Genomic DNA, 14678 nt, shown 5'->3' on the forward strand with positions numbered 1-14678 from the left:
GCGGGCGCAGCGCCGCGGCCGTCGGGGAGCGGGACTCGCCCAGGATCACCGCGGCGACCCGTTCGGCCAGCCGCCGCGGCGCGGTCGGCAACAGGGTGCGGTGCTCGGTGCTCTCGGCGCCGTTGCCCACCAGCAGGCCGGTCGCCACCGCGTCGACGCGGGCGGCCCCGGCCAGCCGCGCCCCCAGCGGCTCGACGAGCTCGACGCCGGTCAGCCGGCGCTCCTCGAGCGAGATCGACCGGGTGGTGAGCACCCCGCGGCGGACGCGGAGCGTGCTGCCCGGCTCGCGGTCGAGCCGGAACCCGCTCCACGTCTCGGCGTAGACCAGGAACGCGACCGCGGCGCCGGCCAGCAGGATCCCGAGCACGACCAGCACGATCCGCACGCCCGGCGGGACCGTCCGCAGCAGCCCGCCGAGCGGCCGGTCGACGAGCGCGAGGACCACGGTCAGGACCGCGATCCCGAACAGCGGGCTGGCGGTGGAGAGCACGCCGTAGCGCAGCCAGCGCGGGTCCAGCTCGGCGATGCGCCCGTCGGCGGGACCGGCGGGCGGGCCGCCCGCGGACCGCATCCGGTCGAGCAGGAGCGTGCGCAGCCGGTCGGCCTCCATCCGCTCGACCGGCCGCAGCCGCAGCGTCGCCTCGCCGCGCCCGCGCTGCTGACCGGTGCCGACGCGCAGGGTGACCAGGCCGAACGCGCGGAGGACCGGGCCGGCGGTCACGTCGACGGTCCGGACCCGGCCGATGGCCAGGCTCCGCGCCCGCCGGACGAGGACGCCGGTCCGCAGTTCCACCCGCTCGGTCGTGATCCGGTAGTGCGAGCAGCGCCAGCGCGCGTAGGAGGTGGCGACCGCGACCGCGACCGCGGTCAGCGCGACGGCGAGCGTCCAGAGCGCCACCGGGCCGGCGAGGTCGGGCTCGCGCACTGCGACGGCGACCACGGCCGTCGCGCCCAGGACGGCGACGGTCACCGTCGCCAGCACGCCCGCGACCGGCACCCCGCGCTGGTCCAGCCCGGTCCAGCCGGCCGGGTCCGGTTCGGGGCCGACCTCCCCGGACAGCTCGGCGACCCGGCCGGCACCGGGCGGCGCGCCGGGCCTCATCGGCCCGCTCCCCCGCCCCGTCGGCCCACCGTCGTCCCCCTGTCCGTCGCGTCACGTCCCGACGGCCCACTGTGACGTACGCGCGGCCCGTGGGCGAGGGGCGGGGTGCGATCGGGCGGAACTCGCGGACGTCGCGTCGCCGGACGGCGGTCCCTGCGGGCACCCCCGGGTCGCCGGCGCCGCGGCGGCCCGTTCACGATCGTGAAGCGTTGCTGCGGAAGGGCGTCACCCGCGGTGAGGTCGCGCGATGCTCCGCGGCGTGACCACCGTCGCGGGCACCCACCCTTTCCCCATCCGCCGTCGTGCCGAGGCGTTGCGCGCCAGGCGCTCCGAGCTGGTCGCCGCGCTGGCCGAGGCCGCCGGGCGGCACCGGGCGCGGCTGCGCGGCGATCTCGCCCTCGTCCGGCTCCGCGGGACCGCGGAACTCACGGCGTCCCTGCGTGATCTGCGCGCCCTGAGCGCTCCGTGGATCACGGGGCCGCGGGCGGCGCTGCCCACGGTCCTGGAGCCCGCGATCCGGCGCGCGACGGCCGCACTCCTCGCGCGGGTCCGCGGGGAGGCCGAGGCCGTCGTCCGGCGCGCGGCCGGCCGCATGCTCGGCCCGCTCCCCCTGCCGCCCGCGCTGTTCCCGCGCCCGGCACCCGGACCGGCGGCGGCCGTCACGCTGCCGGATCCGCCCGGGCGGGTCGGACGGGTCGACGCGCTCCTGCGGGCCGGGTCGGGCGCGGGCCTCGTCCGCCTGGTGCTGGTGCTCGTCGCGGGTGCCCCGGCGCTCGGGCTGTCGGTGGCCGGCGGCCGGACGCTGCTGCCGCTCGCCGTCGGGTCGGCGGTGGCCGCGACGGTGCTGCTCGCGCGGCGTCGGCGGGCGGCCGTCGAACGCGAGCAGTGGGGGTACTGGCTGGACACCGCGCTGCGCGACGCCGAGGCCGCGGCCGTCTCGGCCTTGTCCGCCTTGCTGATCGACCTCGAGCGGCGGGCCACGGAGCTGCTCGACCGCGTCGCGGCCGAGCGTCGTACCGCGCTCGCGGCGGAGCTGCGTTCCCTGGGAGGTTCCGGTGCGTCCTGACCCGCAGGAGCTTCCGGCCGACGGCCCGGATCGGCACGACGTCGACGCCCCGGTCCGGCCCGAGCCCCTCGGCGTCCCGCCGTGGCCCGAGCCGGTCGCCCCGACGCGGGTGGCCGTCGGGCCGGGGGACCTTGACACCGACGGGAACGGCCTGCCCGACTCCGTCGTGCTCGCCGACGGCCGGGACCTGGTGCTGCACACCGACCTCGACGGCGACGGCCTCGCCGACCGGGTCCTGCGCCTCGGCCCCGCGACGCTCCCGGCGCGCCCCGTCGGCCCGTCCACGGTGGACGGTCCGTCGGACGTGCGGTGGTGGGCCCCGTGGACCTGGTTCACCGACCCCTGACCACCCGGCCCCCTGTTCCGCGCGTCGCACGCGACCGGCACGCCCTTGTGCGCCAGGCATCCCCGCCCGGACCGCGCGGTGGAGGTGCCGCGCCCGCCCGGTGCGGGTTAGGTTCTGCGCCGTGGTCCCCGCCGGCTCCGATCGCCCCGCCCGCCCCGATCCCGCGGCCCCCGCGTTCCCGGGCCCGGACCCCGTCGGCGCCGTCGACCCGGAGTTCCGCTCGCTCCCGCTGCAGGCGCTGGCCGGGGCGGCGCTGAGCCGGGCCATGCTGTTGGGCGCCCAGCACGCCGACGTCCGGGTGGAGCGGACGGTGTCGCAGCGGATCTCCTTGCGGGACGGGACGGTCGAGGGCGTGTCGGACGGAGTCGGCGCCGGGCTCGCGGTCCGCGTCCTGGTCGACGGGGTGTGGGGTTTCGCCTCGCACGTCGAGCTGACCGTGCAGGCGGCGAGCGCCGCGGCGGAGCGTGCGGTGGCGGTGGCGCGGACCCTCGCACCGGTCGCACTGGAGCGGGTCGAGCGCGCCGACGAGCCCGTGTACCCGGACGCGGTCTGGGTGTCCGCCTACGACGTCGACCCCTTCACCGTGCCCACCCGGGACAAGGTGGAGCTGCTCACGGACTGGTCGCAGCGGCTGCTGGCCGCGGACGGGATCGACCACGTGCAGGCCTCGGTGGTGCAGGTGCGGGAGTGCAAGTTCTACTCCGACCTCGCCGGCACCACGACGCTGCAGCAGCGCGTCCGAATCGAGCCCGGGTTCAGCGCCACGACCGTCGACGCCGGGGCCGGCACCTTCGAGACGATGCGCACCCTCGCACCGCCGGCCGGCCGCGGCTGGGAGTACCTCACCGGCACCTCCCACGACTGGGAGGACGAGCTCGCCCGGCTGCCGGAGCTGTTGGCGGAGAAGACGAAGGCGCCGTCCGTCGAGCCCGGCGCGTACGACCTGGTGATCGACCCGACGAACCTGTGGCTGACGATCCACGAGTCCGTCGGCCACGCCACCGAGTACGACCGCGCGATCGGCTACGAGGCCGCGTACGCCGGCGGCTCGTTCGCCACCCCGGACCAGCTCGGCGCGCTCCGCTACGGCTCGGAGCACATGCACGTGACCGGCGACCGCACCGTCCCGCACGGGCTGGCCACCATCGGCTTCGACGACGACGGCGTGGCCACCTCGGAGTGGGATCTCGTCCGGGGCGGCACGCTCGTCGGCTACCAGCTCGACCGCACCTTCGCCCCGCGGCTGGGCCTCGAGCGGTCCAACGGCTGCGCCTACGCCGACTCCCCGCACCACGTCCCGATCCAGCGCATGGCCAACGTCTCGCTGCAGCCGGACCCGGTGCGCGACACCACGACCGACGAGCTGATCGCCGGTGTCGAGCGCGGGATCTACGTCGTGGGGGACCGCTCCTGGTCGATCGACATGCAGCGCTACAACTTCCAGTTCACCGGCCAGCGCTTCTTCCGGATCGAGAACGGCCGGCTCGCCGGGCAGCTGCGCGACGTCGCCTACCAGGCCACCACGACCGACTTCTGGGGCTCGCTGGCCGCGGTCGGCGGGCCGTCGACGTGGCGGCTCGGCGGAGCGTTCAACTGCGGCAAGGCCCAGCCCGGGCAGGCCGCGCCGGTCAGCCACGGCTGCCCGAGCGCGCTGTTCCGCGGCGTCACCGTGCTCAACACCCGGGAGGAGGGCGAGTGACCGGCATGCTCGGTCCACAGGAGACGGTCGAGCGGGTGCTCGCCGCGGCGGCGCACCTGACCGGCTGCGCCGTGATCGTCGCGGAGACCAGCGAGGCCGTGCTCCGCTGGGCCAACTCCACGATGACCACCAACGGGCACACCACGTCCGCCCGGGTCACCGTGATCGCGTTCGTGGACGTGCCGGGCGGCACCGCCGCCGGGACCGTCTCGTCGGGCGAGCGGATCACCGAGCCGGAGCGGCTCGCCGAGCTCGTGGCCGCGGCCGAGCGCAGCGCCCGGGACGCCGGGCCGTCGCGCGACGCCGCACCGCTGCCCGAACCGGCCGGCGACGCGGACCCGGGCTGGGCCGAGCCGCCCGCGGCGACCTCGATCGCCGTCTACGCCGACCTCGCCGCCGGCCTGGCCGACGTCCTGCACGGACCGTTGCGCCACTTCGGCTTCGCCGACCACTCCCTGACGACGACGTGGCTGGGCACGTCCACCGGGGTCCGGCGCCGCTGGGTCCAGCCGACCGGCTCGGTGGAGCTGAACGTCAAGGACGCCGGCTCGTCGGCCTGGACCGGCACCGCGACCACCGACTTCACCGACGTCGACGTGCGTGCCCTGGCCGCCGAGGCCGAGCAGCGGCTGGCGTGGGGCGCGCGGAAGGTCCGCCTGGAGCCCGGCCGGTACGAGACGGTCGTGCCGCCGTCGGCCGTCTCGGACATGCTCGTCTACGCGGGCTGGTCGATGGAGGGCCGCGCCGCGCAGGAGGGACACAGCGCGTTCAGCGGCAAGGCCGCCGTCGGCGAGCGCCTCACGGACCTCCCGCTCACCCTGTCCTCGGACCCCGCCGCGCCGGGCCTGGAGTACGAGCCCGTGGTGATCACCTCGAGCTCGGGCGGCGGGGTCAGCGTCTTCGACAACGGCGCGCCCACCCGCCGGGTCGACTGGATCCGCGAGGGCGTGGTCAACGAGCTCGTCTACTCGCGGGCGGAGGCGGCCGAGTTCGGCACCGCGTTCACCCCGCCCGGCGACAACATGCTGCTCACCGGAGGCTCCGCGGCGACGCTCGAGGAGATGGTCGCCCGCACCGAGCGGGGCCTGCTGCTGACCTGCCTCTGGTACATCCGCGAGGTCGACCCGGCGACGCTGCTGCTCACCGGACTGACCCGGGACGGCGTGTACCTGGTCGAGGGCGGCGAGGTCACCGCCGAGGTCGACCACAACTTCCGGTTCAACTACTCGCCGCTGGACATGCTGCGGCGCACCACGGAGGTGGGCCGCACCGAGCCGGCGCTGCCGCGGGAGTGGAAGGACTGGTTCACCCGCGCGCGGATGCCCGCGATGCGGATCCCGGACTTCCGGATGTCGTCGGTGTCGCTCGGCAGGTGACGGGCCGGTGAGCGCGGCCCGAGGACCGGGCAGCCGGGCCCCCGTGGGTGAGGTCCGAGGCAGGTGACCGTCGGGCAGCCGATCGTCGCGCGCGGGGTGGTCGGGCAGGGGCTCACCGGCCCAGGTGCCGGTCGAGGAACTCCCCGATCAACGGGTTGAGCGTCTCGGCCGCGGTGAGCGGCGCCCACTGGCCCGCCCCCGGCACGGCCGCGCGCTCCCAGTCCGGCCGGGCCTCGCCGAGCACGTCGACCAGCGCGCGCACCGGGGCGAGCGTGCCCGGGTCGTGGATCAGCAGCGTGGGTGCCTCGGCCGTCGCGACCTCGGCGAGGGTCAGCCCGGGGTCCGTCAGCGCCTCGAACTCGGCCAGCCGGTGCGGAAGGCTCCGGTCGATCGCGGCCCGGCGCTCGGCGGGCAGCCCGTCCCACACACCGGGTCCCAGCCAGTGGTCGGTCAGCTCGCGCGCGGCCTCCTCCGGCCGGCCGGCGGCGAGGTCGGCCCGCAGCCGGTCCCGGGAGCGCCGGACGTCGTCCAGCAGGTCGTCCCGCCCGGCCCGGGCGAGCAGCGCGAAGGGCGTCGGCTCGACGAGGACCAGCGCCCGGACACGCTCGCCGAGCTCGACGGCGGCCCGCATCGCGACGGCCCCGCCGAAGGAGTGCCCCACCAGGCCCAGCCGCTCGGTGCTGCCGGCGGTCACCGCGTGCACGAGCCGGACCGCGTCGGTCAGCGTCTGCGGGCGGGAGCCCGGCCAGGGCGGGGTGGCGCCGTGGCCGTGCATCTCGAGCGTCAGCACCCGGTAGCGGTCCAGCAACGAGTCCGCCAGCCGGTCCCACACCCGCCGCCCGCCCGCGATCGAGCCGAGCAGCAGCACCGGCGGCCCCGCGCCCACGCGGTCCACGTCCACCTCGACGACCCCGCGTCGCACCAGCACCATCCGATTCGTCCCCCCGCGCCGGGATTCGGCCCGCGGGGAGCCGGCGTTAGCGGCGGGACGAAGAGATCAACAACTCCCGCAGCCGGGTGAGCAGGGCGTCGACGCCGACGTCGCCGGTCAGCGGCGCGCCGGTCAGCGTCCGCAGGTAGAGGCCGTCGCCGACCAGCTGCACGAGCCAGGACAGCACCGGGTCGGGGATCTCGGTGCGCAGCGCGGCGAGGCCCTGGGCGTCGACGTCCGCGAGGGCGCGCCGGGTGGCCTCGCCGGTGGTGCTGCCGTCGGCGATGCGCAGCGCGGCGAGGTAGGTGCGGGTCAGGCCGACCGGCGACGCGGCCCCCGGCACGGAGGTCTGCAGGTAGTAGGCGACGGCCCCGTCCGGGTCCGTGCGCATGTGCTCGACGTCGGCGGCGCTGCGCTCGCGCAGCCGCTGCAGCAGGCCCTCGGCCAGCGCCTCCTTGGAACCGAAGTGGTAGAGCAGCCCGCCCTTGGAGACCTCGGCCGCGCCGGCGACGGCGTCGAGCGTGGCACCCGCGGGACCCTGCTCGATCAGCAGCGTCTCGTAGGCGTCCAGGACGCGGTCGCGGGCGCTCGGCACATCCGGACCCTACCCATCGGCGGCCGGTGAGGCCGCTCACCAGCGGAATGACGGGCTGGACCCGCCCGTTGGAGCTACTGTACCGTCCGGACGGTCAACCTATACCGTCCGGACGGTACAGCTGCCTTCCCGCTCGTCCCGCGCCCCGGTGGGCGCCGCCCGACCCCGCAAGGACCCGCACCGCCATGACCGCCGCGCTGCCGACCCGCTCCCCCGCCCCGCCCACGCCCGGCACCCGCGCCGGCCTGCGCGAGTGGCTCGCGCTCGCCGTGCTCTTCCTGCCGACGCTCCTGGTCGCCGTCGACAACACCGTGCTCGGCTTCGCCCTGCCCGCGATCAGCCGTGCGCTGCGTCCCGAGGCGACGACCCTGCTGTGGATCGTCGACGTCTACCCGCTGGTCCTGGCCGGCCTGCTCGTCGCGATGGGCGGGCTCGGCGACCGGATCGGGCGCCGCCGGTTGCTGCTGACCGGCATCACCGGCTTCGGCGCGGTGTCCCTGCTGGCGGCCTTCGCCACGGACGGGGCGCACCTCGTGGCGGCGCGCGCCGCGCTGGGCCTCTTCGGCGCGATGCTCATGCCCTCGGTGCTGGCGATCCTGCGCACGGTCTTCGTCGACCGCACCCGGCGCCGGCTCGCGCTGGCGATCTGGGCGACCGCCTTCGCCGCGGGTGCCGCGCTCGGCCCGATCGTCGGCGGGCTGCTGCTGGAGCACTTCTGGTGGGGCTCGGTGTTCCTGGTCAACGTGCCCGTCGCGGTGCTCGTGCTGGTGGCGGGCCCACTGGTGCTGCCGGAGTCCCGGATGGCGGATCCCGGCCGCCCGGACCTCGCCGGCGTCGCGCTGTCGATGCTCGCCGCGGTGCCCGCGGTCCTGGCGATCCACACGGTCGGCGAGCACGGGTTCACCGCGGCGGCCGCGGTCGAGGCGGTCGTGGCGGCCGCGGCCGGTGCGCTGTTCGTGCGCCGCTGCCGGCGGCTGCCCGGGCGGGGCCGCCGGCCGCTGATCGACCTGGACCTGTTCGCGTCGCCGGTCGTCCGGGCCGCCGTGCTGGCCAACGCCGCCACGATGTTCGCGCAGACGGGACTGCTGTTCTTCGCGGCGCAGTACCTGCAGCTCGTGCTCGGCCGCTCGCCGCTCGCCGCGGGCCTGGTGCTCGTCCCGGGGATGATCGCGACGATCCTCGCCGGGCTCGGCGCCGCCGCGCTGGCCCGGCGGATCCCGATGCGGGTGCTGGTGCCGGCGGGCCTCTCGCTCGCGGCCGCGGGCTACGCGTCGTGCACCGGGCTCGACGTCGGCTCCGGAACGGCCCTGCTCCTGGTCGCCGCGATCCTCATCGGGGCGGGCATCGGCCTGTCCGAGACGATCACGAACGACGCGATCCTCGCCGCCGCGCCGGTCGAGCGGGCCGGGTCGGCCTCGGCGGTCGGCGAGACCGCCTACGAGCTCGGTGCCGTGCTGGGGACGGCGGTCCTCGGCAGCGTGCTGAGCGCGGTCTACCGGGCGGCGGTGGAGCTGCCGGCCGGCGCCGGCGCCGAACTGCCGCCGGGCGACGAGCCGGCGCGCCAGACCCTGGGCGGGGCGGTCGACGTCGCCGCCGGTCTGCCGGGTCCGGCCGCCGACGCGCTGCTCGGCTCGGCACGGCAGGCCTTCGCCCTCGGCGTCGACGTCACCGCCGGGGTCGGCGCGGCCACGCTGCTGCTCGTCGCGCTCACCGTGGTCCTGGGCCTGCGCCGCCGGGCCGGTCCCGGCCGGTCAGCCCGCGGCGGGCCGGCAGGAGCTCCGGCAGGGCGAGCACACGACCGGCCGACACCGGTCCGGTAAACAGGACCGGATCCGTCCTGTTCCGGCTCTACCGTTCCGTCCATGACGACATACGTGCTGGTCCCGGGCTTCTGGTTGGGTGCGTGGGCGTGGGAGGCGGTGGCCGCCGAGCTGCGCGCCGCAGGTCACGAGGTGCTCGCGGTGGAGCCGGGCCACGAGCCCGAGGCCACCGCGGAGTCCCACGTCGACGAGGTGCTCGAGGCGCTGGAGAAGGCCGGCCCCGCGGTGCTCGTGGGGCACAGCGGCGGCGGTCCGGTGTGCGCGGCCGCGGCCGAACGCGCCCGGGACCGGGTCACGCGCCTCGTGTTCGTCGACACCGGCCCGCTGCCGGACGGCGTGGCGCAGATCGACTTCAACCCGCCCGGGGCGCAGGAGTGGATCCGGGCCCGGATCGCCGAGCACGGCGGGGTGCAGCCGATGCCCACGCGGGCCGAGTTCGCGCAGCTGGGGACGAGCACCGAGGGGCTCGACGAGGAGACCTTCGCCGAGGTGCACGCCCGCTCGCTCGCCGAACCGGCCGGCGTGATCCTCACCGGTGCGCGGCGCGGCACGCCCGATGCGTCCCTGCCGAAGACGGTCGTGGCGTGCAGCTTCACCGAGGCGCAGGCGCGCGAGCTCATCGCGGCCGGGGTCCCGGCGTTCGCCGAGATGGCCGGGCCCGAGTGGTCCTTCGCCGAGCTCCCGACCGGGCACTGGCCGATGCTCAGCGAGCCCGCGGCGCTGGCCCGGCTGCTGGCGGGGCTCGGCGAGCCGACGTGACGGAGCGGCGCGACACCCGTTCACCGCGCGCCCAAACGCCGTTCGGCGCATTCCCCCGTCGTCCCCGGCGGCCCGTCCGGCGCGTCGCACCGCCGCGGGCGTGACCGGTGCGCACCATGTCCGTTGAGCCTCGGGTCGGGCGAAGTGAACGGATGCCGTACCGCGCCACCGACGCCGCGGCGGGCGAGTGCGAGGAGGTCGGACCGTGTCCCTGGACGCCGTGAGCGCGTACACCCTGGTCGTGGGCGACGAGGACGGTCCGGCCGACGTGCAGGTCTTCTCGACCGCCGACGCCGCCTGGCGGGCGCTCGACGCGGAGATCCGGCTCCGGTGCGGCATGCGGCCCCGGCCCCGCCGGGTCACCGACCCCGAGGCGGCCGCCCGGCTGGCCGACGCCTGGCGTGCCGCCGACCCCGAGGCGCGCTTCTGGCAGGTGCAGGCGCACCGGCTCCCGATCCTGCTCCCGGCGATCGCGGGCACCCCGTCGCGGCCGACCGGCAGGCCCTCGCGCACGGGTGTGTTGCGCAGCGCCTGAAGGGCACCGGAATTGCTGTTCCGGCGGGCATGGTTGCGCTTTTCGAATTCGTAAGCCCTGAGCGCCGTTTCACACGGCCGACACGACCGCGTCGCACCGCCGAACCACGGATCCGGCCACAGGGGTCCCGCGACCACGTCACCACAGTGCCCGATCCGCCGCGAATGCGGTGGTCAGAGCTTTTGTCAGGACAAACTGTATCGATTCCATGATCGGTGTTGTGAGTCAATCGACAGTTCGCATCGATGTGTGGAACCGGGCCGCACCGGTAACCTCCATAGCTATCTTTCCCCGTTACAGGCCTCGTCCCGACCAGGCGAGGCCCTGCCAGCATTCCCCCGGCCGGGGAACGGGGGCCGGCCAGGCTAGGAGACTCACGATGACCGCAGCGACCGTTCCAGGGATCGACGATGCGCCCACGACCAACGCGCGCCTGCTGTCATGGGTGCGTGAGATCGCGGAGCTGACGACGCCGGAGGCCGTCGTCTGGTGCGACGGGTCCGACGCCGAGTGGGACCGCATGACCGGCCGCCTCGTCGAGGCCGGCACCTTCGTCAAGCTGAACGAGGAGAAGAAGCCTAACAGCTTCTACGCCGCCTCCGACCCGGACGACGTCGCGCGGGTCGAGGAGCGCACCTTCATCTGCTCGGCCACCGAGGAGGGCGCCGGCCCCACCAACAACTGGGCCGACCCCGCCGAGATGCGCGAGACGCTGCGCGGGCTGTTCCGCGGCTGCATGCGCGGCCGCACGATGTACGTCATCCCCTTCTGCATGGGCCCGCTCGACGCGGAGCAGCCGATGCTGGGCGTGGAGATCACGGACTCCGAGTACGTCGTGGTCTCGATGCGGATCATGACCCGGATGGGCGCCTCGGTGCTGCCGCTGCTGGACGGCCCCGCGGGTGAGCGCTTCGTCCCGGCGGTGCACTCGGTCGGTGCGCCCCTCGAGCCGGGGCAGCGGGACGTGCCCTGGCCCTGCAACGAGACGAAGTACATCACCCACTTCCCGGAGACCCGGGAGATCTGGTCCTTCGGCTCCGGCTACGGCGGCAACGCGCTGCTGGGCAAGAAGTGCTACGCGCTGCGGATCGCCTCCGCCATCGCGCACGACGAGGGCTGGCTCGCCGAGCACATGCTGATCCTCAAGCTGATCAGCCCGGAGGAGAAGGCCTACTACGTCGCGGCCGCCTTCCCGTCGGCCTGCGGCAAGACCAACCTCGCCATGCTCCAGCCGACCATCCCGGGCTGGCGCGCCGAGACCGTCGGCGACGACATCGCCTGGATGCGCTTCGGCGAGGACGGCCGGCTCTACGCGGTCAACCCCGAGTTCGGCTTCTTCGGCGTCGCGCCGGGCACGAACTGGAAGACCAACCCCAACGCGATGCGCACGATCGAGGCGGGCAACTCGATCTTCACGAACGTCGCGCTCACCGACGACGGGGACGTCTGGTGGGAGGGCCTGGAGGGCGACCCGCAACACCTCACGGACTGGAAGGGCAACGACTGGACGCCCGAGTCCGGCACGGACGCCGCGCACCCGAACTCGCGCTACACCACGCCGATCTCGCAGTGCCCGGTCGTGGCGCCGGAGTGGCAGGACCCGAAGGGCGTGCCGATCTCGGCGATCCTGTTCGGCGGCCGCCGCAAGACCACGGTCCCGCTGGTGACCGAGGCCCGCGACTGGCAGCACGGCACCTTCATGGGCGCCACGATGTCGTCGGAGAAGACCGCGGCCGCGGCCGGCGGGCTCGGCCAGGTGCGCCGTGACCCGATGGCCATGCTGCCCTTCCTCGGCTACAACGTCGGCGACTACTTCCAGCACTGGGTGAACGTCGGCAAGAGCGCCGACGCCGGCAAGCTGCCGCGGATCTTCTACGTCAACTGGTTCCGCCGGGGCGAGGACGGCCGCTTCCTGTGGCCGGGCTTCGGCGAGAACAGCCGCGTGCTCAAGTGGGTCATCGAGCGGATCGAGGGCAAGGCCGCCGCGGCCGAGACCGCGATCGGCTACGTGCCGACGCCGGACCAGATGGACCTCGAGGGCGTCGACGCCTCCGCCGAGGACGTCGCGGCCGCGCTCAAGGTCGACCCCGAGGAGTGGAAGCAGGAGATCCCGCTCATCGAGGAGTGGTTCGAGAAGGTCGGGCACAAGCTGCCGACCTCGATGCGCGACGAGCTCGAGAACCTCAAGCAGCGCCTGGGGCTGTGATCCGCCCGTAGGCCGCACCCGCGCGTCGGCCCGTCCCGGACCCCCGGGGCGGGCCGACCGCGTTCTCCGGGCCTCCCGTCCGGGTGCCGTGATCCGATCTTCCGGCGCGTGGTCCGGCGATCTCCGCGCGGGCGACCTACGATGCGCCCGCAGTCCGAGCCTGTCCTGGTCGTCGTCGATCGAATCGGGGAGTCATGGCCGCACACGGAGGAGGGTCCGGCGGGATCCGCTGGAGCCCGTGGAACCTGCTGCTGCTGGTCCCGCTGCTCATGCTCGTCACGCCGTGGTTCAACAGCACGGACCCCCAGCTGTTCGGCATGCCGTTCTTCTACTGGTCCCAGTTCCTGTGGGTGCCGGTCGGCGTGGTGTGCGTGCTGATCGTGTACCTGCGGACGAAGGGCGACGGCGAGTTCACGCCCGACGCCGACGAGCGGGTCGACGACCTGGACGAGGGGGCCCGGCGATGATCCAGTGGGTGGAGCTGTCCGTCTTCGTCGTCCTCTTCCTCGTGGTGACGGTGATGGGCTTCGTCGCCTCGCGCTGGCAGCGGGGCGGCGCGCTGAACCATCTCGACGAGTGGGGCCTCGGCGGCCGCAAGTTCGGCTCGTGGATCACCTGGTTCCTCGTCGGCGGCGACCTCTACACGGCCTACACGTTCGTCGCGGTGCCCGCGCTGATGTTCGGCGCCGGTGCCCTCGGCTTCTACGCGCTGCCCTACACGGTGGTGCTGTACCCGATCGTCTTCCTGCCGGTGCTGCGGATGTGGTCGGTCTCGCGGGTGCACGGCTACGTGACGCCGGCGGACTTCGTGCGCGGCCGCTACGGCAGCTCGCTGCTGGCCTTCCTCGTGGCGATCACCGGCATCGTCGCCACGATGCCCTACATCGCGCTGCAGCTCGTCGGCCTCGAGGCCGTGCTGCGGACCATGGGGCTCAACGGCACGGGCATCGCCGGGCACCTGCCGCTGCTGGTGGCGTTCGTGATCCTGGCCGTGTACACGTACCAGTCCGGGCTGCGGGCGCCGGCGCTGATCGCGTTCGTCAAGGACATCCTGATCTACCTGGTCATCCTGGTCGCCGTGATCTACCTGCCCGCGAAGTTCGGCGGCTGGTCGTCGATCTTCGGGGCGGCCTCCGAGAAGCTGGCCCAGCCGAGCCCGGCCACCGGCAAGCCGGCGGGCTCGATCCTGTTGACCGGCAACAACCAGCTGCAGTACATCACCCTGGCGCTGGGCTCGGCGCTCGCGCTGTTCCTCTACCCGCACTCGCTCACCGGCGTGCTCGCCTCGCGCGGGCGGGACGTGCTCAAGCGGAACATGGTGGCGCTGCCGGCGTACTCGCTGCTGCTCGGCCTGCTGGCGCTGCTCGGCTACGTCGCGATCGCCGCCGGCTCGAAGCCGATCACGAACAACGCGACCGGGCGCGCGGACACCAACACGATCATCCCCGTGCTGTTCGACGGCCAGTTCCCGGACTGGTTCGCGGGGGTCGCCTTCGCGGCCATCGGCATCGGGGCGCTGGTGCCCGCGGCGATCATGTCCATCGCCGCCGCCAACCTGTGGACGCGCAACATCTACAAGGAGTACATCCACCGCTCCGCCACGCCGCACCAGGAGGCGCGGCAGGCCAAGCTGGCCTCGCTCGTCGTCAAGTTCGGGGCAGTCGCGTTCGTGCTGTTCGTCGACCCGCAGTTCTCGATCGACCTGCAGCTCATCGGCGGCGTCATCATCCTGCAGACGCTGCCGGCGGTCGCGATCGCGCTCTACACCCGCTGGCTGCACCGCTGGGCGCTGGTGGCGGGCTGGCTCGTCGGCATGGCGTACGGGATGTACCTGCTCTATCTCATTCCGAATCCGGCGGCGAACAAGGCGCACTTCGGCGGCTCCGCGCTCACCCTCGACAAGCTGACCGTCTTCGGCTGGCACCCCTTCGCCGGCTCGCAGGTGCAGATCTACGTGGGCTTCGTGGCGCTGATCCTCAACCTGGTGGTGGCCGTCGTGCTCTCCGCGGTGCTGCACGCGCTCAAGGTCCGCAACGGCGCGGACGCCACCGACGGCGCCGACTACCACGCCGACGAGGGCTCGAAGCGGCTGCGGCCGGTCGCGGACGTCCTCACGCAGTGACCCGGCTGCCGCGACGGGTGCCGGGAATCGGCCGGACGTTCCGGCACCCGCGCAGCGGAACCGCACGCAGACGCGGCCGGTGAGCGCACTGCGTGACCGGACGGTCCCGTACGTGTTGCAG

At 74.5% G+C, this 14678-nt stretch carries 13 protein-coding genes; 10 read left to right on the forward strand and 3 right to left on the reverse strand.

The genetic code is table 11. The features are described from left to right. Window positions 1-1102, reverse strand: a 1102-nt coding sequence (locus tag ACFQH9_RS15650) for a PH domain-containing protein (RefSeq protein ID WP_379566840.1), incomplete at its 3' end; no start/stop codon positions are given. A gap of 259 nt (window positions 1103-1361) precedes the next feature. Between ACFQH9_RS15650 and ACFQH9_RS15655 the strand changes: the two genes are divergently transcribed. The 4 genes from ACFQH9_RS15655 (at window position 1362) to ACFQH9_RS15670 (ending at window position 5589) form a co-directional block, all read left to right on the forward strand. Continuing rightward, complete coding sequence (locus ACFQH9_RS15655; protein ID WP_379566841.1) at window positions 1362-2168, forward strand: hypothetical protein; 807 nt, start codon at window positions 1362-1364, stop codon at window positions 2166-2168. After that, window positions 2158-2514 (forward strand): hypothetical protein, encoded by a 357-nt coding sequence (locus ACFQH9_RS15660; protein ID WP_379566843.1) that lies wholly within the window; start codon window positions 2158-2160, stop codon window positions 2512-2514. The genes ACFQH9_RS15655 and ACFQH9_RS15660 overlap by 11 nt, the downstream gene beginning before the upstream one ends. A 121-nt stretch (window positions 2515-2635) precedes the next feature. Further along, window positions 2636-4213, forward strand: a complete 1578-nt coding sequence (locus ACFQH9_RS15665; RefSeq protein WP_379566844.1) for a TldD/PmbA family protein — start codon at window positions 2636-2638, stop codon at window positions 4211-4213. A 5-nt stretch (window positions 4214-4218) separates the two neighbouring features. Beyond that, complete coding sequence (locus tag ACFQH9_RS15670) at window positions 4219-5589, forward strand: metallopeptidase TldD-related protein (protein WP_379566933.1); 1371 nt, start codon at window positions 4219-4221, stop codon at window positions 5587-5589. Between the two features lie 112 nt (window positions 5590-5701). On the opposite strand, the gene ACFQH9_RS15675 is transcribed toward ACFQH9_RS15670, so the two are convergent. Together ACFQH9_RS15675 and ACFQH9_RS15680 are read right to left on the reverse strand one after the other, a co-directional pair. Further along, on the reverse strand, window positions 5702-6520 hold the full coding sequence (locus ACFQH9_RS15675) for an alpha/beta fold hydrolase (protein WP_379566845.1): 819 nt from the start codon (window positions 6518-6520) through the stop codon (window positions 5702-5704). A gap of 46 nt (window positions 6521-6566) precedes the next feature. Continuing rightward, window positions 6567-7115, reverse strand: coding sequence for a TetR/AcrR family transcriptional regulator (locus tag ACFQH9_RS15680; protein ID WP_379566846.1), 549 nt, complete (start codon window positions 7113-7115; stop codon window positions 6567-6569). A gap of 185 nt (window positions 7116-7300) precedes the next feature. On the opposite strand from ACFQH9_RS15680, the gene ACFQH9_RS15685 reads away from it, so the two are divergent. From ACFQH9_RS15685 to mctP, 6 genes are all read left to right on the forward strand, one after another. Continuing rightward, window positions 7301-8935 (forward strand): MFS transporter, encoded by a 1635-nt coding sequence (locus ACFQH9_RS15685; protein WP_379566847.1) that lies wholly within the window; start codon window positions 7301-7303, stop codon window positions 8933-8935. Window positions 8936-8977: 42 nt separating this feature from the next. Then, window positions 8978-9694, forward strand: coding sequence for an alpha/beta fold hydrolase (locus ACFQH9_RS15690; protein WP_379566848.1), 717 nt, complete (start codon window positions 8978-8980; stop codon window positions 9692-9694). Between the two features lie 205 nt (window positions 9695-9899). After that, window positions 9900-10229: a hypothetical protein gene (locus ACFQH9_RS15695; protein ID WP_379566849.1), complete on the forward strand. Its 330-nt coding sequence runs from the start codon at window positions 9900-9902 to the stop codon at window positions 10227-10229. Between the two features lie 379 nt (window positions 10230-10608). Further along, window positions 10609-12435: a phosphoenolpyruvate carboxykinase (GTP) gene (locus ACFQH9_RS15700; RefSeq protein ID WP_379566850.1), complete on the forward strand. Its 1827-nt coding sequence runs from the start codon at window positions 10609-10611 to the stop codon at window positions 12433-12435. A gap of 194 nt (window positions 12436-12629) precedes the next feature. Then, window positions 12630-12902 carry a DUF3311 domain-containing protein gene (locus ACFQH9_RS15705; RefSeq protein ID WP_379566851.1) on the forward strand — a complete coding sequence of 91 codons (273 nt, stop codon included), beginning with the start codon at window positions 12630-12632 and terminating at the stop codon, window positions 12900-12902. Further along, on the forward strand, window positions 12899-14557 hold the full coding sequence (gene mctP, locus ACFQH9_RS15710) for a monocarboxylate uptake permease MctP (RefSeq protein WP_379566852.1): 1659 nt from the start codon (window positions 12899-12901) through the stop codon (window positions 14555-14557). The genes ACFQH9_RS15705 and mctP overlap by 4 nt, the downstream gene beginning before the upstream one ends. Window positions 14558-14678: the final 121 nt, after the last annotated feature.

Source organism: Pseudonocardia lutea (assembly GCF_042658055.1).
In the GTDB taxonomy this organism is placed as follows: domain Bacteria; phylum Actinomycetota; class Actinomycetes; order Mycobacteriales; family Pseudonocardiaceae; genus Pseudonocardia; species Pseudonocardia lutea.

Bases quoted from the DNA above. Each gene is read 5' to 3' on its own strand.
- ACFQH9_RS15670 (WP_379566933.1), top strand. From the start codon at position 4,219: ATGCTCGGTCCACAGGAGACGGTCGAGCGGGTGCTCGCCGCGGCGGCG.
- ACFQH9_RS15700 (WP_379566850.1), top strand. From the start codon at position 10,609: ATGACCGCAGCGACCGTTCCAGGGATCGACGATGCGCCCACGACCAAC.
- ACFQH9_RS15675 (WP_379566845.1), bottom strand. From the start codon at position 6,520: ATGGTGCTGGTGCGACGCGGGGTCGTCGAGGTGGACGTGGACCGCGTG.
- ACFQH9_RS15690 (WP_379566848.1), top strand. From the start codon at position 8,978: ATGACGACATACGTGCTGGTCCCGGGCTTCTGGTTGGGTGCGTGGGCG.
- ACFQH9_RS15685 (WP_379566847.1), top strand. From the start codon at position 7,301: ATGACCGCCGCGCTGCCGACCCGCTCCCCCGCCCCGCCCACGCCCGGC.
- mctP (WP_379566852.1), top strand. From the start codon at position 12,899: ATGATCCAGTGGGTGGAGCTGTCCGTCTTCGTCGTCCTCTTCCTCGTG.
- ACFQH9_RS15705 (WP_379566851.1), top strand. From the start codon at position 12,630: ATGGCCGCACACGGAGGAGGGTCCGGCGGGATCCGCTGGAGCCCGTGG.